Origin of the sequence: Streptomyces sp. NPDC057900, from assembly GCF_042887885.1 — a bacterium.
GTDB lineage: Bacteria > Actinomycetota > Actinomycetes > Streptomycetales > Streptomycetaceae > Streptomyces.
The window spans coordinates 198,946-216,897 of the sequence record NZ_JBHVOI010000002.1 but is presented as its reverse complement, the minus strand read 5'-3'; the positions used below and the strand labels follow the sequence as shown (position 1 = coordinate 216,897).

Below are 17,952 nucleotides of genomic sequence, written 5' to 3'. Positions count from 1 at the left end.
ACCCGGACTCCGCCCACCACCGCACCCTCCACGAAAGGCAATCCATGGCCCCCTCCGTCCGCCGCCGTGGCCTCACCCTCGGCGCACTCGCCCTGACCGGCGCACTCGCACTCTCCGCCTGCGGCTCCTCCGACTCCGACTCCGGCGCCAAGGGCGACGGCGGTTCCTCTGCGGGCGGCGGCACGCGCACCGTCAAGACGGCGATGGGCGACGTGAAGGTCCCGGCGCACCCCCAGCGCGTGGTGGTCCTGGACACCGGTGAGCTGGACTCCGCGCTCACCCTCGGCGTGGAGCCCGTCGGCGGGACGCACTCGGCGACCGAGGACGGCTTCCCCGCCTACCTGCCGGCGGCGAAGACCAAGGGCATCAAGGAGGTCGGTGAGATCGCCAACCCCAACATGGAGGCCGTCGCCTCGCTGAAGCCGGACCTGATCCTCACCAGCAAGGTCCGCGACGGCGACCGCTACAAGCAGCTCAGCGCGATCGCCCCGACCGTGATGACGGAGTCCACCGGCTCGGACTGGAAGAACAACTTCGAGGTCCACGCCGAGGCGCTCGGCAAGCAGGCGGAGGCGAAGAAGGTCGTCGCCGCGTACGACGCCCACGTCGCGAAGGTGACAGCGGCGGTCGGCGGCAAGAAGAAGGCGGCGGCCACCGACGTCAACTTCGTACGGTTCGTCGAGGGCGCGGACATCCGCATCTACGGCAAGCAGAACTACATCGGCTCGATCCTCGCCGACATCGGCATGGGCCGCCCCGCCATCACGGACAAGGCCAAGGACGGCTTCTCGTACGACGTGTCGCCCGAGAAGATCGACCTCGCCGACGCGGACGCCGTCTTCACGTCGACGTACGGCGACCCGGACAAGGCGGGCACGACCCGGACCATGAAGAGCGGGCTGTGGAAGAACCTGAAGGCCTCCAAGGACGGGAAGGTCTTCAAGGTCGACGACCGGCTCTGGATCGCGGGCATCGGCTACACCGCGGCCGACCAGATCCTCGACGAGTTCCGGACGAAGATGACGGGCTGACGGCCTGAGGGTTCCGTCCTCAATCGCCGGACGGGCTTGTTTGTGCGGGTGCCCCGCAGGGCGCCTGCCGTGCGTCTGCGACAGCAGGTGTGCCGGTGTGCAGACGCGACTGGGCCTGGGGTGGGGACGTGCAGGGGAGTCCCCGCAGGGAATGGCGTACGACCCGGGTCCCTCTCGGTCCCGGGTGAACACGCCATTTCCGAGGAGTCTCCCCGGAGGGGCACCGCCCCCCACCCACCGGACAGGCGCACCCCGCGCCCCGGGATGCCTCAGCGGCCCCCCGGGCGGGGGCCCCGTGCCCGCCACACCAGGTAGAGCGCCGAGGCCACGGCCGCGCCCCGCACCACCCACGGCCAGGTCTCGCCGATCGCGGGGGCCATCTGCCCGTCGCCGATGGACGCGCCCCACCGGCCGTCCATCCGGCCCCACAGCCAGACGAGAGCGCCCGCCGCGACCAGTCCGGGCAGCCCCATCACCACCCACTTCGCCTCCGCGCGGGACAGCTTGCGGGATGTGTACGCGAGGGCCCAGCCGCCCGCCAGGGGCAGCAGTGCCTGCGGGGCGTCCATCACCGCGCCGGCCGCCAGCAGGGCGGCGGCGAGCAGCAGGACCGGGTGCGAGAAGCCGCGTCGGGGCACCCCGTCCCGGACGCGCCTCCTGGGCAGCAACCGCCGCCGGGGCGCGGGCCGCGCCTCCTCGCGCTCCTCCTCCGCCTCCTCCGCCTCGAACTCCCCGTCGCCGTCGTCGTACCCGGCCTCGTCGTCGTCCTCGTCGTCCGCGACCGGCGGGCGCAGCACCGCCGGGATCTCCACCCCGCCGCGGAACCCCGCCACTTCGGTGCCCGCGCCGAACTCGCCGGACTCACCGAAGGGGCCCGGTTCGACGCGCCACCAGTCCACCTCGCTGCCGGACGGACCCAGCTCGTCCGTGCCGGCCCGGTGCGGGGAGGACGGCGTACCCCCGGCCGGTGGCGCCGCGGGAGCCTCCGGCGGCTCCGACGCGCCCTTGGGCGAACTGTCTTTCCGGCCGCCTCCGCGACTGTCCTTGCGGAGCTTCGGTCTGCGCGGGCGGGGGACCCCGGGCGCCTTCGCGGGGCCCGCCGTCGCCTCCGGTGACTGCGGCAGCCGTACCGATCCGTCGGCGGACGAGGCCGCCGCGGCGACCAGTTCGTCCGGTGTGCCGAGCTTCCCGATGATGCGGCGCACCGCCGCGGGCGTGTCCGCCGCCTGCTTCACCCGCTGCCGGTCGATCTCGCCCCGCAGCGCAGACACCAGCCTCATCCGGGTGCCCGAGGACAGCTGTTGCTGCTGTGCCATGTCCCCGACCCGGCTGAGGTAGTCGTAGACCAGCTGATCGCTCTCGATCCCCACGCGATGGTTCCCCTCTGACCGCCCTGCACCGACGGTAGCGCCCTCGGGCCCGTCCGGAGCGACTACCGTGGGACGGATGGGGATGACCACACCACCGCGGACGCTGGCCGAGGCTCTGCGCGCCCGGGACGACGAGTCATTGGCCGGGCTGCTGCGCGCCCGGCCCGACCTCCTCAGCCCCGTGCCGAACGACATCACCCAGCTCGCGACCCGGGCGGGCACCCGTGCCTCCGTCGTCCGCGCCCTGGAACACCTCGACCGGTTCGCCCTGCAGACCGCGGAAGCACTCGCGGTAGCACCCGATCCGGCACCGTACGACACCCTGCTGGGGCTGCTCACCGGCGACGGCCGGGACGACGGCGAGCTCCGCGGTGACGCGGGCGCGGCCATCGTGGACGCGCTGCCGGGCGCCCTGGACACGCTGCGCGAACAGGCTCTCGTCTGGGGCGAGGACGAACGGCTGCACCTGGTGCGGACCGCCCGGGAGCTCCTCGCGCCCTCGCCGCAGCACCCCTCCCCCACCGGTCTCGGCCCGACCGTCTCCGAGGCCACCGCCGGCATGTCGCCGGGCCGGCTCCAGGAGATCCTGGCCGCGGCCGGGCTGCCCGCCACCTACGACCCGGTGTCCGCGGTGACCTCGCTGTCCGCGCTCTTCACCGACCGGGCCCGGATGGGCGAACTGCTGGACACCGCCCCCGTGGAGGCCCTGTCGGTGCTGGACCGGCTGGTCTGGGGCCCGCCGTACGGGGAGGTGACCCCGAATCCGACGCCGCCCGTGAAGTGGCTGCGCGACCGGGGGCTGCTGCTGCCGGTGTCGACCCGCACCGTGGTGCTGCCGCGCGAGGCCGCCCTGCACCTGCGGGCCGGGCGCGCCCACCGGGTGCCGGAGCCGCTGCCGCCCGTCGTGGCGACCGCCGCCGAACGCGATCCACAGGCTGTGGACAGCGCGGCGGCCGGTCAGGCGTTCCTGTCGGTGACCACCGTCGAGGAGCTCCTGAAGAGCTGGAACGGCGGCGGCCCCGCCATACTGCGGGCCGGCGGGCTCAGCGTCCGCGAGCTGAAGAAGACCGCGACGGTGCTGGACGTGTCGGAGCCCGTCGCCGCGTTCTGGATCGAACTGGCCTACGCGGCCGGGCTGCTGGCCTCCGACGGCGAGACCGACGAGCGGTACGCGCCGACCCCCGCGTACGACGACTGGACCGAGCTCCCGGCCGAGGACCGCTGGGTGCGGCTCGCCACCGCCTGGCTCGCCGCCACCCGCACCCCGGGCCTGGTGGGCGGCCAGGACGCCAAGGGCCGCGCCCTGTCCACCCTCGGCCCCGGACTGGACCGCTCCGCCGCCCCCGAGGTCCGCCACCGGGTGCTGGCCCTGCTCGACGCGCTGCCCCCGGGCACCGCCCCGGAACCGGAGACGCTGCTCGCCCGGCTCCGCTGGGAACGCCCGCTGCGCGGCGCCTCCACCTCCGCCGGGGACACCACGGACCTGCGGTCCCGGATCGCGCTGTGGACGCTGAACGAGTCCGAGCTCCTCGGCATCACCGGCCGCGGCGCCCTCGCCTCGCAGACCCGCGCCCTGCTGACGGCCGGACCCGCCGAGGCCGCCGCCGGGCTCGCCCCGCTCCTCCCGGAGCCCCTGGACCACGTCCTGCTCCAGGCCGACCTGACCGCCGTGGCCCCCGGCCCGCTGGAACGCCCGCTGGCGGACATGCTCGCCGCGCTCGCGGACATCGAGTCGAAGGGCGGCGCGACGGTCTACCGGTTCACGCCCGGGTCCGTACGGCGCGCCCTGGACGCCGGGCAGTCCGCCGCCGACCTGCACGCGTTCCTCGCCGCGCACAGCCGTACGCCGGTACCGCAGCCGCTCAGCTACCTCATCGACGACGTCGCCCGCCGCCACGGCCACCTGCGGATCGGCGCCGCGTCCTCGTACGTGCGCTGCGACGACGAGTCCGTCCTCAACGAGATCCTCGCCGACAAGCGCTCGGCCACCCTGCGGCTGCGCCGCCTCGCCCCGACGGCCCTCGCCGCCCAGATCGACCCGGTCTCGCTCCTGGACGGGCTGCGCGAGCTCGGCTACGCGCCCGCCGCGGAGTCCGCCGACGGCGACGTCCTGATCACCCGCGCGGGCGCCCGCCGCACCCCGCCCCGGTCGGCCCCCGCCCCGGTCCCCGAGGGCCCGCCGCTTCCGGAGCCCGCGCTGCTGGGCGCGGCGGTCCGGGCGATCCGGGCCGGTGACACGGCCGCCACCGTCGTCCACAAGGACACCGGCCCCGCCGCGCCCGGGGGCACACTGCCCCGTACGACGTCGGCAGAGACCCTGGTGACGGTCCAGGCGGCCGCGATGACGGGCTCCGCGATCTGGATCGGCTACGTCAACGCGGAGGGCGCCGCCAGCCAGCGCGTCATCGCCCCGGTCCGCGTCGAGGGCGGCTACGTCACGGCGTACGACCACACGGCCGACGAGGTCCGCACGTACCCGCTGCACCGCATCACGGGCGTCGCGGAACTGGCGGACGACCAGACGGCGTAGTCGCCACCGGCACGGTCAGTGCTGCACCTGCACGGCGCAGACCTTGGCCGATCCGTTGAAGACCGTCCAGGACAGCGTCCGGCGGTCGGTCCGCTGGGGGCAGCTGCCGCCGTTCACCAGCGCCGTGATCCCCATGATCGCGTTCTGCCCCTTGGGGACCTGTGTCCGGTCGCAGCCCCAGACGCTGAACAGCCGCGCGGTGCCCTTGACCGAGCCGTCGGCCTGTTTGGTCAGCACGGCGGGAAAGCACTGACCCGTGACGAACACGCGGTCCAGGCAGAGCGCGATCGACGAGCCGTCGTCGTTCACATGGCCCCAGCCGTGCTGGCCGCCGCCCTCGGGGCAGCCCGAGGCGTACGTCGTCACCATCGTCACCTTCGAGAACGCGAAGCTGGCACCGCAGTCCACCGCGGCCGGCCGGTCCCGGTTCAGCTTGCCCCAGCCCTCGTCGTACACGTTGAGGCAGGTCCCGACGTGGACGGACGCGAACGCCACGTCCACCGGGTCCGGCGGGGCGGGGGTCGAGGGAGCGGGAGTCGAGGGGGCGGGCGTGGTGGGGGTGCCGTCGGGGGCGGGGGTGGTCTGTCCGGTGTCCGGCTTCTTGTCCTCCTCCTCGTCGTCCGTCGGCGGATCCGGGTGGGGTATGGGCTTCACCGGAGCGTCCACGCTGGTCTCGGACTTTCCGCCGTCGTCCGGCTCCACCTGATGCCACGGCTTCCACACGGCGAGCAGCACGGCGAGGCCCACCAGTCCGGCGAGCACCGCCGACGAGACGCTGATGAAGTAGCTGCTGGTGATGTCGCGGCCGGCGACCGTGACCCGGCCCCGCCCGGACGCCCGCGCGTTGATCCGGGTCCCGCCGGTCCCGCCGTCGCCGTAGTCGTCTTCGTCGTCGCCGCCGTAGTAGTCATCGTCGTCGTCGAATCGGCCCGGGTTCCCTCGGGAGTAGCTCAAACCGTCACCTGCGCCTGGTGATGTTGACGTCATGCCCCGCCATGGTGATCTGGCCGTTGTCCGACGCGTGCGCCTCCATGGTGATGTGGTGGGCCCGGAAGTCCTTCGGCCGGCCGGCCGCCCGCACCTCGTTGATCAGCTGCTCCGTCGCGGGCACCAGCTCCGGGTGGTCGGCCAGCAGCCGGCGCAGGCGCAGCTGCCATTCGGAGACGAGCGCCTCCTCCGCACCGCCGTTCCTGCTCCGGCGGGCGGCGAGCACCTCGTCACGCACGTGGTTCAGATCCCCGACCACTCCGTCCGCCCCACCGGGCTGCGCCCGGCGCCACAGCTCGCCCACCGCCCGCTGAACCTGTTCCCATCCGGTCGTCGCCATTCCGTTGACCACCGTCGAAGCGGCCTGACCGGCCAGTGCCGCGAGTTCCAAGTCCATGGCCCTACTCCTGCCTTCGCTGTGCGACCGGAGAAACGTGTATATCGCCCGCGACGGTGAGGCGTCCCGCGATTTGAGGAGTTACTGAGCATGTGCGCACGGTGTCCACGCGGCCCGTTTCCTGACGGGCCGTGAGCATGCCTGGTCAGGGCCGGGGCGCCCGCACCCGCCGCATCCCGCGACCGCGTACGGCACACTGGACGTTTGGCCGGTCCACGGCCACCCCGCCGTAGAAAGGGCCGAAGCGCGTGACCGGACCCCTCATCGTCCAGAGCGACAAGACGCTGCTCCTCGAAGTCGACCACGAGCAGGCCGACGCCTGCCGCCGGGTGATCGCCCCCTTCGCCGAGCTGGAGCGCGCGCCCGAGCACATCCACACCTACCGGCTGACCCCGCTCGGGCTGTGGAACGCGCGGGCCGCGGGGCACGACGCCGAGCAGGTCGTCGACGCGCTGGTGAAGTACTCCCGCTACCCCGTACCGCACGCGCTGCTCGTCGACATCGCGGAGACGATGGGCCGGTACGGCCGCCTCACGCTCTCCAAGCACCCGGTCCACGGACTGGTGCTGACCTCCACCGACCGGCCGGTGCTGGAGGAGATCCTCCGGTCGAAGAAGGTCCAGCCGCTGGTCGGCGCCCGGATCGACCCCGACACCGTGGCCGTGCACCCCTCGGAGCGCGGGCAGGTCAAGCAGACGCTGCTGAAGCTGGGCTGGCCCGCCGAGGACCTCGCCGGTTACGTGGACGGCGAGGCGCACCCGATCGACCTGGACGAGAACGGCTGGGCGCTGCGGCCGTACCAGCAGCAGGCGGTCGAGGGGTTCTGGCACGGCGGTTCCGGTGTGGTCGTGCTGCCCTGCGGGGCCGGGAAGACGCTGGTGGGCGCGGGTGCGATGGCGCAGGCGAAGGCGACCACGCTGATCCTGGTCACCAACACCGTCTCCGCGCGGCAGTGGAAGCACGAGCTGGTGAAGCGGACGTCGCTGACCGAGGAGGAGATCGGCGAGTACAGCGGCACCCGCAAGGAGATCCGGCCCGTCACCATCGCCACGTACCAGGTGCTCACGACCCGTCGCAAGGGCGTCTACGCGCACCTGGAGCTGTTCGACTCCCGGGACTGGGGTCTGGTGATCTACGACGAGGTGCACCTGCTGCCCGCGCCGGTCTTCAAGTTCACCGCCGATCTCCAGGCGCGGCGCCGACTGGGGCTCACGGCCACGCTGGTGCGGGAGGACGGCCGCGAGTCGGACGTCTTCTCGCTGATCGGGCCCAAGCGGTTCGACGCCCCGTGGAAGGAGATCGAGGCGCAGGGCTACATCGCCCCGGCCGACTGTGTCGAGGTACGGGTCAATCTGACGGACAGCGAGCGGCTCGCGTACGCGACCGCGGAGGCCGAGGAGAAGTACCGCTACTGCGCCACGACCGCCACCAAGCGGAAGGTCACCGAGGCGCTGGTGCGCAAGCACAAGGGCGAGCAGACCCTGGTCATCGGGCAGTACATCGACCAGCTCGACGAGCTGGGTGAGCATCTGAACGCCCCGGTGATCAAGGGCGAGACGAGCAACGCCCAGCGGGAGAAGCTGTTCGGCGCGTTCCGGGAGGGCGAGATCAGTGTGCTCGTCGTGTCGAAGGTGGCGAACTTCTCCATCGACCTGCCGGAGGCCACCGTCGCGATCCAGGTGTCCGGCACGTTCGGCTCGCGCCAGGAGGAGGCCCAGCGGCTCGGCCGGGTGCTGCGGCCGAAGGCGGACGGGCACGAGGCGCGGTTCTACTCGGTGGTCGCCCGCGACACGATCGACCAGGACTTCGCGGCCCACCGCCAGCGCTTCCTGGCCGAGCAGGGCTACGCGTACCGGATCGTCGACGCGGACGAGCTGCTGACGGACGACCGGGACAGCTGAGGGGCGGGCGGTCGGCGGGGGCGGGCGGTCAGCGGCGCCGGACCCCCGCCTCCTCCGCGTACTCACCGAGGACGGCGACGCCGAACGCGGCCCGTACGAAGATCCCGGCGGCGCGCAGGGCGTTCCCGGCCCGGTGGCTGTGGTGGTGACCGGTGGCCGCGGTCGCGCCGTGCGCGGGGCCGGTCCTTCGTGGGTTCAGGGTGACGGTACTCATGTATTCCATGGTGCTCCGGTCGGCCGGTGACGTCGTCGGCCCGCAGGGTGAAGGTGCCGGGGCCGCGGCTACCCCTGTGGTCCCATGCCGTCCCCTACGGGATGGACCCCGGTCGTACTCCCCGGTCGTACCCCGTGGTCGTACTCCGTTTATTCATTCGCGGTTTATTCATTCGCGCCCGGCCCGGCCCGTCGATACAATCGCCGGTCTGCCCGCCTCCCGCACCGTGGTACCGGCAGCCCGCGAGGGCTCGCGCCGGCAGCCGGGGGAGCGCCGCCGACCGGACGGAAACCGGCCGACAGCCGTACGCGCGCCCTCGTGCGTACCAGTGATCGATCCCCGAGCGGACCGCATCGCCCCCGGTGAACGGCCGGGGACGGGAAGCGGTCCGCCGTCCTGCGTTGAATGCCGGAGGCAACACCGTGCCCGCGCACGTACACGAAAGCGACACCACCACCGATCCCCTGGCTCATGAACGCGCCCATCTGGCGGCCTCGCGCGCCGCGCTGCGTGCCATGCGCGAGGACGCCCAGGCCCTGAACATCCGCGATGTCACGGCGAACTGGGTGAACGCCGCGGTACTCCAGGCCCAGATCGCCGACCGCATCAAGTCACTGGCCGACCTCTCCCACACCCCGCTCTTCTTCGGACGGCTCGACTACCTCCACGTGGTCGGCGCGGACAAGGCCGAGGGCGCGGAGGGCGAGCAGTTCTACATCGGGCGCCGCCACGTCCACGACGCCGACGGCGACCCGATGGTGATCGACTGGCGGGCGCCGGTCTCCCAGCCGTTCTACCGGGCGTCCCGCAACGACCCGCTCGACGTCGGCCAGCGGCGCCGCTTCGGCTACACCGGGGGCGAGCTCACCGCGTACGAGGACGAGCACCTCACCGACCCGGCCGAGGCGGCGCAGACCAGCAAGCTGCTCCAGGCGGAGATCGAGCGGCCGCGCGTCGGCCCGATGCGTGACATCGTCGCGACGATCCAGCCGGAGCAGGACGAGATCGTCCGCAGCGAGCTGGGCGGCTCCGTCTGCGTGCAGGGCGGGCCCGGCACCGGGAAGACCGCGGTCGGCCTGCACCGGGTCGCGTATCTGCTGTACGCGCACCGGGACCGGCTGGCCCGCACCGGGACGCTGGTCATCGGGCCGAACCGGTCCTTCCTCCACTACATCGAGCAGGTGCTGCCCGCCCTCGGTGAGCTGGAGGTCAAGCAGGCGACGGTCGACGACCTGGTGACGGCGAACATCGAGGTCCGGGGTACGGACGAGGCGCGGGCCGCCGTCGTGAAGGGCGACGCCCGGATGGCGGAGGTGCTGCGGCGGGCGATCCGTTCGCACGTGACGCCGCCGACGGAGCCGGTGATGGTGGTGCGCGGTTCGCGGCGCTGGCGGGTGCCCGCGTACGAGATCGAGGAGATGGTCGACGAGCTGCTGGCCCGCGACATGCGGTACGGGGCCGCGCACGAGGCCCTTCCGCAGCGCATCGCACACGCCGTGCTGGTGCGGATGGAGGAGGCGGGCGAGGCGCCCGACGACCGGGTGCAGAACGCGGTGGCGCGCAACCCCGCGGTGAAGGCGGCGGTGAAGGCGGTCTGGCCCGCGGTCGACCCGGCGAAGCTGGTGCTGCGGCTGCTCTCCGACCCGGAGTTCCTGGCCGCGCAGGCGGACGGGCTGCTGACGGAGGACGAGCAGAAGACGATCCTGTGGACCAAGCCTGCCCGCAGCGTGAAGTCCGCGAAGTGGTCGGCGGCGGACGCGGTGCTGATCGACGAGGCGAACGACCTGGTGGCGCGCACGCACTCACTGGGCCATGTGGTGATCGACGAGGCGCAGGACCTCTCCCCCATGCAGTACCGGGCGGTGGGCCGGCGCTGCTCGACCGGTTCCGCCACCGTCCTCGGGGACCTGGCGCAGGGCACGACGCCGTGGTCGACGCAGAGCTGGGAGCAGGCGCTGTACCACCTCGGCAAGTCGGACGCGGTGGTGGAGGAGCTGACGGCCGGTTTCCGCGTGCCGCGCGAGGTGATCGCGTACGCGTCCCGGCTGCTGCCGGTGATCTCGCCCGGCCTGACGGCGGTGGAGTCGGTGCGTGAGTCGCCGGGTTCGCTGTCGGTCCGGAGGGCGGAGGCCGCGGATACGGATGCGCCGGACGCGGGCGCGCTGGACGCGGCGGTGGTCGCGGCCTGCGAGGAGTCGCTGGAGCAGGAGGGTTCGACGGGCCTGATCGCCGCCGACGCCCGTATCCCGTCGCTGGCGGCCGCCCTGACGGCGGCGGGCCACAGCTACCTCTCGCCCGGTGAGGAGACGACCGCCGAGTCCCGGCTGACCCTGGTCCCGGCGTCGCTGGCGAAGGGGCTTGAGTACGACTACGTGGTGCTGGACGAGCCCGCGGCCGTGGTCGACGGCGAACCCGACGAGCGGACGGGGCTGCGCCGCCTGTACGTGGCCCTGACCCGAGCGGTCTCGGGCCTGATCGTGGTCCACGCGGCGCCGCTCCCGGACCGCATTTCGAGCCCCTCCGGCGGTTGAGCAGCGGGGGCCCGGGGGCGGAGCCCCCGCCACGGACCGGGCCCCCGCCCGCGGGAACACGCAACCGGCGGCTCCGCCGCCCTACGCGTCCAGCACCGTCCGCCACTCCCGTACCGCCGCCGCGTCCACCGGCCCCGACCAGCCGTCCGGCCGCGCCGCCCCGCCGATGTGGACCGCGTCGATCCCCGCGTCCAGCAGTTCCGGCAGGTGGTCCAGGCGCAGTCCGCCGCCGACGAGGATCTGCGGTTCGTACCCCGGCTCCCCCTTGCGCGCCGCCTCGACCAGCAGCGTCGGGATGCCGTCGTCCACCCCGGCGGCCGATCCCGCGGTGAGGTACGTGTCCAGTCCGGGCAGGTCCGCGAGTGACTTGCGCAGGGCGTCCCGGTCGGAGGCGCGGTCGATCGCGCGGTGGAACGTCCAGTGGCAGCCGTCCAGTTCGGCGATGATCCGCTCGACCGCGACGAGGTCCGGGCGGCCGTCCGCGTCCAGGAAGCCGAACACGAACTCGTCCGCGCCCTCGGCCCGCAGCTCGCGCGCCTTGCGCACGAGCACCTCGATGTCACCGGCCGCGAAGCCGTCCGCCACTCTGAGCATCACCCGCAGGGGGATGTCCACCGCGGCGCGGATCGCCGCGAAGGTCGCACAGGACGGGGTGAGGCCGTCCGCCGCCATGTCGGTGACCAGCTCAAGCCGGTCCGCACCACCCGCCTGGGCAGCGACCGCGTCCTCCGCGTCGAGAGCGATCACCTCCAGGACTGCACGGTTGCTCATGGGAACCCAATCCTCCAGGAAGCAGCTATAGGTCTAGTCCAATGGCCAGCCTACGGGCCGAGCGGCCGAGGACACAGTCTCACCGCGCACGCAAGATACGCGAGGTCAGAGGCTCGCCAGGCGGCCGGACGACCGGAATGCACGGATCCACCAGGGGCAACCCTTGCGCGCGCATAGGGGTAGGGGGTATACCTGAATCAGCACCGCATACCCCCCAGGGGTATAAATGAACTTACTGAAAGCCGTGATCACTGTGATCACCGTGATCCCGTGATCACCTACCGAGGAGGCCCCGTGTCCGCGCAGACCGCAGCCACCACCGGCGCCGCAGAGGTCGAGCTCGCCATCGGCGGCATGACCTGCGCCTCGTGCGCGGCCCGTATCGAGAAGAAGCTCAACCGGATGGACGGGGTCGAGGCCACCGTCAACTACGCCACCGAGAAGGCCAAGGTCAGCTACCGGGGCGAGGACGTCTCCGTACAGGACCTGATCGCCACCGTCGAGAAGACCGGCTACAGCGCGCAGGAGCCCGCTCCCCCGGTACGCGCCGCCTCCGCGTCCGACGGAATGGCAGCGGCAGCGGAGGAGGAGGCGGAGGCCGACGAGCTCCGTCCGCTGCGGCAGCGGCTGATCACGGCGGTGCTGCTCGCGGTGCCGGTGATCGCGATGTCGATGGTCCCTGCGCTCCAGTTCGACAACTGGCAGTGGCTCTCCCTGACCCTGGCCGCACCCGTCGTCACGTACGCGGGCTGGCCCTTCCACCGCGCCGCGTGGACCAACGCGCGGCACGGCGCGGCCACCATGGACACGCTGGTCTCGGTCGGCACCTCCGCCGCGTTCCTGTGGTCGCTGTGGGCGCTCTTCTTCGGCACCGCCGGGATGACCGGCATGACGCACCCCTTCGAGCTGACCATCGGCCGCAGCGACGGCGCCGGGAACATCTATCTCGAAGCCGCCGCCGGAGTCACCGCGTTCATCCTGGCCGGGCGCTACTTCGAGGCCCGCTCCAAGCGGAAGGCGGGGGCGGCGCTGAAGGCCCTGCTCGAACTGGGCGCCAAGGAGGTCACCGTCCTGCGCGACGGCCGCGAGGTCACCGTGGACACGGCGGACCTGCGGACCGGGGACCGCTTCCTGGTCCGGCCCGGCGAGAAGATCGCCACCGACGGCACCGTCGTCGAGGGCAACTCGGCGGTCGACGCCTCCATGCTCACCGGTGAGTCGGTCCCCGTCGAGGTGGGCGTGGGCGACCCGGTGACCGGTGCCACGCTCAACGCGGGCGGCCGGCTCGTCGTCGAGGCGACCCGGATCGGCGCCGACACCCAGCTGGCCCGGATGGCGAAGCTGGTCGAGGACGCGCAGAACGGCAAGGCGGCCGCCCAGCGCCTGGCCGACCGGATCTCGGCGGTGTTCGTCCCCGTCGTGATCCTGCTCGCGCTCGGCACGCTCGGCTTCTGGCTCGCCACCGGTTCGGGCCTGACGGCCGCTTTCACCGCCGCCGTCGCCGTACTGATCATCGCCTGCCCCTGCGCCCTCGGCCTCGCCACCCCCACCGCCCTCATGGTCGGCACCGGACGCGGCGCCCAGCTCGGCATCCTCATCAAGGGCCCCGAAGTACTGGAGACCACCCGCCGCGTCGACACCATCGTCCTCGACAAGACCGGCACCGTCACCACCGGCAGGATGACCCTCCAGTCCGTCCACACCGCCACCGGCACCACGGAGACCGACGTCCTGCGCCTCGCCGGAGCACTGGAACACGCCTCCGAACACCCCATCGCCCAGGCTGTCGCCGCCGGAGCCGCCGAACGCACCACCAGTCCGCTCCCCACCCCCGAAGACTTCGTCAACGTCCCCGGTCTCGGTGTCCAGGGCGTCGTCGAGGGACACGCCGTCCTCGTCGGCCGCGAGCAGTTGCTGGCCGAGTGGGAGATCCACCTCCCCGCGGAGCTGGCACGCCGCAAGGCCGAGGCGGAGGCGGCGGGCCGCACGGCGATCGCGGTCGCCTGGGACGGCGAGGCGCGGGCGGTGCTGGAGGTGGCCGACGCGGTGAAGGACACCAGCGCGGAGGCGATCGTGCGGCTCCGGGCACTCGGCCTGACGCCGATCCTGCTGACCGGTGACAACCGGGCGGTGGCCGAGTCGGTCGCGGCCGAGGTCGGCATCGAGAAGGTGTACGCGGAGGTCATGCCGGAGGACAAGGTCGACGTCGTCAAGCGCCTCCAGGCGGAGGGCCGTTCGGTCGCGATGGTCGGTGACGGCGTGAACGACGCGGCCGCCCTCGCCCAGGCCGATCTGGGCCTCGCGATGGGCACCGGCACGGACGCGGCGATCGAGGCCGGCGACCTGACCCTGGTCCGGGGCGATCTGCGGGCCGCCGCCGACGCGATCCGGCTGTCGCGCAGGACGCTTGGCACCATCCGGACGAACCTGTTCTGGGCCTTCGCCTACAACGTGGCGGCGCTGCCGCTGGCCGCGATGGGGCTGCTGAACCCGATGATCGCGGGTGCGGCGATGGCGTTCTCCTCGGTGTTCGTGGTCGGCAACTCGCTGCGGCTGCGGGGGTTCCGCGCCAGGGCGTGACCTATAACCCTGTCCCCCTTTCCGGGCTCCCGCGCTCAACAGGGAGTCCGGAAAGTCCTGTTGTCAGTGGCCGCGTCTAATCTTCCGGCATGACCAGCTGGATGCACGATTCTTTTCCCGGCCACGAGGTGAACCTCGTCCTCGCCCGTGGCCTGTCCCTCGACGCCCTCGCCTCCGGCCTGCGCGAACTGAACCGCGAGCCGCTCGCCCAGGGCGAGGCGGGCGGCTGGGCCTGGGCGGTGCACGACATGATCGACGAGGATTCCGAGGACTACGAGCAACCCGACTACCGGGGCGTGTGTCCCGAGGGCACGGAGCTCGTGGTGTTCGTCACCGAGCCGTGCAGCGCGAAGGCACACGGGCCCCAGTTCCACTACCTGCGCAGCGGTGCCACGACTCTGTACTTCAGCTTCGAGGACATCGGGGAGCGGGTGGGGGACAACCCCGACCACATCTCGGCCGAGCTCCTCGCCGCGAACCTCATAGGCCCCGACGCTGAGTGCGAGGAGTGGCGCACGGACGAAGCCCACGACTGCTACGAGCACGAAGGCGAGAGGGAGCTCCGGATCGTGAGGGCGATCGCGGACGCCTTCGACCTGCCGTCGCCCCCGCTCGCACGTGAGGTGTTCGAGGTGACGGCGCAGTGAACACGATCGCCCCGAACACCTACGTCATCTACGCCAAGGGCCTGGACCTGCCCACCCTCACCGCCGTCTCCACCGAGGCGGCGCTCCCCGTCCGCACGGCGGGCGAGTCGGACGGCTGGGCCTGGGTGACGTACGACGCGGCCGCCGTCAGCGGCCCGGAGGTCTCGGATCTGGCGCGCGACATCACCGGATTCCGCTACGACGAGCGGTTCGGCGGGCCCGACCGGGTCGTTACGGTCTTCCTGGCCTCCACCCCCGCATGTGAATGCCCGCACGGGCAGAACTACTCGGTCCCGCACTGCGAAGAGCACCCGTTCAATTACTCCTACAGCCGGGGCGGGTTCGAGCTGGACTACTTCAACATCGGGATGCGCCGGGAGGCGCACCGCAGCGGCGACCGGCTGATACGGGAGCTGCTCGCCGCCGGGATCGTCGGCCGGGAGACCCCCGTGTACGACGCCGATCCGTCGTACAACGCCGACGGAGCCGTGACGATGCGGATCATCACCGAGCACTTCGGGCTGCCCGCCGCGAACTGAGGCCGGCCCGGCTGCCGACGGCCGATGAGCGCCCCGGCGGATCACCTCGCCGTGCGCACGAACCGCACCACCGTCCCCGGCACCACCCGCGCCGCCCCGGCCAGCGCGGCTTCCGGGACGACACCGACCACGGGATAACCGCCCGTCGTCGGATGGTCGTTCAGGAACACCACCGGGCGGCCGTCCGGCGGGATCTGGACCGCGCCCAGCACCATCCCCTCGCTGGGCAGTTCGCCCTCCCGGGCACGGTCCAGCGCGGGGCCCTCGGTGCGCAGGCCGATCCGGTTGCTCTGCGCCGAGACGCGGTACGCGGCGGTGGTGAGCGTGCGCAGGGCGTCCGCCGTGAACCAGGTGTGGCGGGGGCCGAGGAGCACCGGGAGCACGAGTTCGGCGGGCACCCCCGGCCACGGAACGGCCGCCGCCGTCGGGGGGCCGGTCTGCGGAGGCCGGGGCGGGCCCAGCGGCAGCACGTCGCCGTCGCGCAGGGGGTCGGGGCCGAGGCCGGACAGCAGATCCGCGGACCTGCTGCCGAGCACCGGCTCCGGTTCCAGGCCGCCCGCGAACGCCAGGTACGAGCGCACCCCGTGCGCGGCGGGACCGGCGTCCAGCACCGCGCCCGCCGGTACGCGCACCGCCGCGCCCCACGCCACCGGCCGCCCTTCCACCGTCACCCGGCAGGGCGCACCGCCGACGACCACCCGCACCGCGCGGTCCGGGCGGACCGCGCAGCCGGTGACGGTCGTCTCCAGGAGCGCCGCGCCGACGGGGTTGCCGGCCAGCCGGTTGGCGAGCCGGGCGGACGGCGCGTCCAGGGCGCCCGCCCGGCCCACCCCCAGGTGCGCGTGGCCGAAGCGCCCCTCGTCCTGCACGGTGGTCAGCGCCCCGGCGCGGACGACCTCGATCCCGGCGCTCACACCTCCACCCCCGATCCCGGTCCCGTATCCGTATCCGTATCGCTGTCCCTACCGGCCTCGACGAAGCGGACTCGGGCGCCGGGCACCAGCAGTGCGGGTGGTTCGCGGTCCGGGTCCCACAGGGCGGCCGGGTCCGGCGTCCGGCCGATCAGCTGCCAGCCGCCGGGGGACGGACGCGGGTACACCCCGGTGTACGGGCCCGCCAGGGCCACCGCACCGGCCGGGACCCGGGTGCGCGGAGTCGCCCTGCGCGGCAGGTGGAGGTGGTCCGGCAGGCCCGTCAGATAGCCGAAGCCCGGGGCGAACCCGCAGAAGGCGACCCGGAATTCCATCCCGGAGTGGAGCGCGGCCACCTCGGCGGCGGTGACGCCCCACGCCCGCGCCACGTCGTCCAGGTCGGGGCCGTCGTACACGACCGGGATCTCCACCGCTGGCCCGGTGGCCCGCAGCGGAGGCGGTACCGGCCAGGACGCCAGCTCTCGGGCGAGCCCGGCCGTCTCCGCCGCGATCCCGTCCAGCAGAACCGTCCGCGCGCCGGGCACGACCTCGCGTACGCCGGTCAGTTCACCGGCCGCGCGGCGGCGGAGCACCTCCGCGTGGAAGGCCTCCGTCTCCTCGCCGGAGCCCAACTCGACCAGCAGCGCGTCCGTTCCGACGGCAAGCACGACCGGCCCCGGCCCCCGGATCTCCCCTTCGGGCGTCGGCGTACTCATGTGAACGCCCGCACCACGACGCCCGCCTCTTCCAGCGCGGCCCGGACCCGTCGGGCGATCGCCGCCGCTCCCGGAGTGTCGCCGTGGACGCACAGGGACCGCGCCGCGACCGCGATCCGGCCGCCGCCGGCCGCGAGTACGCTCCGGTCCACCGCGATCCCGACGCTCCGGCGCACCACCTCGTCCGCGTCGTGCACGACCGCGTCCGGCTCGGTGCGCGGGACGAGCGTGCCGCGCTCGGTGTAGGCGCGGTCGGCGAAGGCCTCCTCGACCGCCGTCAGCCCTGCCTCCGCCGCCCGTACGAGCAGCCGGGAGCCGGGCAAGCCAAGGACGGCCGGGCCGCCGCCCGCCAGCCGGACGCCCTCGATCACCGCGCCCGCCTGCTCGTCGTCGTGGACCGCGCGGTTGTAGAGGGCGCCGTGCGGCTTGACGTACGAGACGGTGGTCCCGGCCGCCTCCGCGAACACCCGCAACGCGCCGATCTGGTAAGCCACTTCGGAGGCCAGCTCGTCGGCCGGGACGTCCATGGAGCGGCGCCCGAACCCCGCCAGGTCGCGGTACGAGACCTGGGCGCCGATCCGCACGCCACGGGCGGCCGCCGTGTCGCAGACCCGGCGCATCACGGAGGGGTCCCCGGCGTGGAAGCCGCACGCCACGTTGGCGCTGGTCACGCAGGTGAGGAGTGCCTCGTCGTCGGTGAGCGACCAGCGCCCGAACCCCTCGCCGAGGTCCGCGTTGAGGTCCATGGGAGCCGGTGCGGCCGAGGCATCCCCCCGGTCCGCCGGATTCATCAGATTCGTCACGAAGCGCACGTTAGCGCCTACGAG

General features: G+C 73.1%; 15 protein-coding genes. 7 read left to right on the top strand and 8 right to left on the bottom strand.

The genetic code is table 11. The features are described 5' to 3' along the window. The first annotated feature begins 44 nt into the window (after window positions 1-44). Window positions 45-1,031, top strand: a complete 987-nt coding sequence (locus ACFVQ0_RS08115; protein WP_390085781.1) for an ABC transporter substrate-binding protein — start codon at window positions 45-47, stop codon at window positions 1,029-1,031. 269 nt (window positions 1,032-1,300) lie between these two features. Here the strand turns inward: ACFVQ0_RS08115 and ACFVQ0_RS08110 are convergent, their stop codons facing one another. Then, window positions 1,301-2,401, bottom strand: a complete 1,101-nt coding sequence (locus tag ACFVQ0_RS08110) for a hypothetical protein (RefSeq protein WP_390085779.1) — start codon at window positions 2,399-2,401, stop codon at window positions 1,301-1,303. A gap of 76 nt (window positions 2,402-2,477) precedes the next feature. Between ACFVQ0_RS08110 and ACFVQ0_RS08105 the strand changes: the two genes are divergently transcribed. Further along, on the top strand, window positions 2,478-4,931 hold the full coding sequence (locus tag ACFVQ0_RS08105) for a helicase C-terminal domain-containing protein (RefSeq protein ID WP_390085777.1): 2,454 nt from the start codon (window positions 2,478-2,480) through the stop codon (window positions 4,929-4,931). Between the two features lie 15 nt (window positions 4,932-4,946). Here ACFVQ0_RS08105 and ACFVQ0_RS08100 read toward each other — a convergent pair whose 3' ends face one another. After that, window positions 4,947-5,885, bottom strand: a complete 939-nt coding sequence (locus ACFVQ0_RS08100; RefSeq protein WP_390085775.1) for a hypothetical protein — start codon at window positions 5,883-5,885, stop codon at window positions 4,947-4,949. A 4-nt stretch (window positions 5,886-5,889) separates the two neighbouring features. Further along, window positions 5,890-6,315: a hypothetical protein gene (locus tag ACFVQ0_RS08095; RefSeq protein WP_390085773.1), complete on the bottom strand. Its 426-nt coding sequence runs from the start codon at window positions 6,313-6,315 to the stop codon at window positions 5,890-5,892. 248 nt (window positions 6,316-6,563) lie between these two features. Here ACFVQ0_RS08095 and ACFVQ0_RS08090 point away from each other — a divergent pair, with 248 nt between their 5' ends. Further along, on the top strand, window positions 6,564-8,216 hold the full coding sequence (locus ACFVQ0_RS08090) for a DNA repair helicase XPB (protein ID WP_390085771.1): 1,653 nt from the start codon (window positions 6,564-6,566) through the stop codon (window positions 8,214-8,216). Window positions 8,217-8,244: 28 nt separating this feature from the next. Here the strand turns inward: ACFVQ0_RS08090 and ACFVQ0_RS08085 are convergent, their stop codons facing one another. After that, window positions 8,245-8,430, bottom strand: a complete 186-nt coding sequence (locus ACFVQ0_RS08085) for a hypothetical protein (RefSeq protein WP_390085769.1) — start codon at window positions 8,428-8,430, stop codon at window positions 8,245-8,247. A gap of 422 nt (window positions 8,431-8,852) precedes the next feature. Between ACFVQ0_RS08085 and ACFVQ0_RS08080 the strand changes: the two genes are divergently transcribed. Further along, complete coding sequence (locus ACFVQ0_RS08080; RefSeq protein ID WP_390085767.1) at window positions 8,853-10,961, top strand: HelD family protein; 2,109 nt, start codon at window positions 8,853-8,855, stop codon at window positions 10,959-10,961. Window positions 10,962-11,042: 81 nt separating this feature from the next. On the opposite strand, the gene ACFVQ0_RS08075 is transcribed toward ACFVQ0_RS08080, so the two are convergent. Continuing rightward, a complete protein-coding gene (locus ACFVQ0_RS08075) occupies window positions 11,043-11,732 on the bottom strand; it encodes a copper homeostasis protein CutC (RefSeq protein WP_390085765.1) in 690 nt (229 codons plus the stop codon). A 354-nt stretch (window positions 11,733-12,086) separates the two neighbouring features. On the opposite strand from ACFVQ0_RS08075, the gene ACFVQ0_RS08070 reads away from it, so the two are divergent. From ACFVQ0_RS08070 to ACFVQ0_RS08060, 3 genes are all read left to right on the top strand, one after another. After that, window positions 12,087-14,312: a heavy metal translocating P-type ATPase gene (locus ACFVQ0_RS08070; RefSeq protein WP_390087708.1), complete on the top strand. Its 2,226-nt coding sequence runs from the start codon at window positions 12,087-12,089 to the stop codon at window positions 14,310-14,312. A gap of 101 nt (window positions 14,313-14,413) precedes the next feature. Next, window positions 14,414-14,959 carry a hypothetical protein gene (locus tag ACFVQ0_RS08065; protein ID WP_390085763.1) on the top strand — a complete coding sequence of 182 codons (546 nt, stop codon included), beginning with the start codon at window positions 14,414-14,416 and terminating at the stop codon, window positions 14,957-14,959. Continuing rightward, the gene (locus ACFVQ0_RS08060; protein ID WP_390085761.1) at window positions 14,956-15,498 is read left to right on the top strand and encodes a hypothetical protein; all 543 of its coding nucleotides are present in this window, start codon (window positions 14,956-14,958) and stop codon (window positions 15,496-15,498) included. The genes ACFVQ0_RS08065 and ACFVQ0_RS08060 overlap by 4 nt, the downstream gene beginning before the upstream one ends. Before the next feature lie 41 nt (window positions 15,499-15,539). On the opposite strand, the gene ACFVQ0_RS08055 is transcribed toward ACFVQ0_RS08060, so the two are convergent. Genes ACFVQ0_RS08055 through ACFVQ0_RS08045 form a run of 3 tightly spaced genes read right to left on the bottom strand, consistent with a single transcriptional unit; the run spans window position 15,540 to window position 17,871 of the window. Then, the gene (locus ACFVQ0_RS08055; RefSeq protein ID WP_390085760.1) at window positions 15,540-16,412 is read right to left on the bottom strand and encodes a biotin-dependent carboxyltransferase family protein; all 873 of its coding nucleotides are present in this window, start codon (window positions 16,410-16,412) and stop codon (window positions 15,540-15,542) included. Beyond that, on the bottom strand, window positions 16,409-17,125 hold the full coding sequence (gene pxpB, locus ACFVQ0_RS08050) for a 5-oxoprolinase subunit PxpB (protein ID WP_390085758.1): 717 nt from the start codon (window positions 17,123-17,125) through the stop codon (window positions 16,409-16,411). Before pxpB ends, ACFVQ0_RS08055 begins: the two co-directional genes overlap by 4 nt. Next, window positions 17,122-17,871 carry a LamB/YcsF family protein gene (locus tag ACFVQ0_RS08045; RefSeq protein WP_390087706.1) on the bottom strand — a complete coding sequence of 250 codons (750 nt, stop codon included), beginning with the start codon at window positions 17,869-17,871 and terminating at the stop codon, window positions 17,122-17,124. Before ACFVQ0_RS08045 ends, pxpB begins: the two co-directional genes overlap by 4 nt. Window positions 17,872-17,952 lie beyond the last annotated feature (81 nt).

What these genes read in the sequence shown, in the direction of transcription:
- ACFVQ0_RS08105 (WP_390085777.1), top strand. Translation starts at nt 2,478, where the DNA reads ATGGGGATGACCACACCACCGCGGACGCTGGCCGAGGCTCTGCGCGCC.
- ACFVQ0_RS08115 (WP_390085781.1), top strand. Translation starts at nt 45, where the DNA reads ATGGCCCCCTCCGTCCGCCGCCGTGGCCTCACCCTCGGCGCACTCGCC.
- ACFVQ0_RS08085 (WP_390085769.1), bottom strand. Translation starts at nt 8,430, where the DNA reads ATGAGTACCGTCACCCTGAACCCACGAAGGACCGGCCCCGCGCACGGC.
- ACFVQ0_RS08045 (WP_390087706.1), bottom strand. Translation starts at nt 17,871, where the DNA reads ATGGACCTCAACGCGGACCTCGGCGAGGGGTTCGGGCGCTGGTCGCTC.
- ACFVQ0_RS08065 (WP_390085763.1), top strand. Translation starts at nt 14,414, where the DNA reads ATGCACGATTCTTTTCCCGGCCACGAGGTGAACCTCGTCCTCGCCCGT.
- pxpB (WP_390085758.1), bottom strand. Translation starts at nt 17,125, where the DNA reads ATGAGTACGCCGACGCCCGAAGGGGAGATCCGGGGGCCGGGGCCGGTC.
- ACFVQ0_RS08070 (WP_390087708.1), top strand. Translation starts at nt 12,087, where the DNA reads ATGACCTGCGCCTCGTGCGCGGCCCGTATCGAGAAGAAGCTCAACCGG.
- ACFVQ0_RS08075 (WP_390085765.1), bottom strand. Translation starts at nt 11,732, where the DNA reads ATGAGCAACCGTGCAGTCCTGGAGGTGATCGCTCTCGACGCGGAGGAC.
- ACFVQ0_RS08095 (WP_390085773.1), bottom strand. Translation starts at nt 6,315, where the DNA reads ATGGACTTGGAACTCGCGGCACTGGCCGGTCAGGCCGCTTCGACGGTG.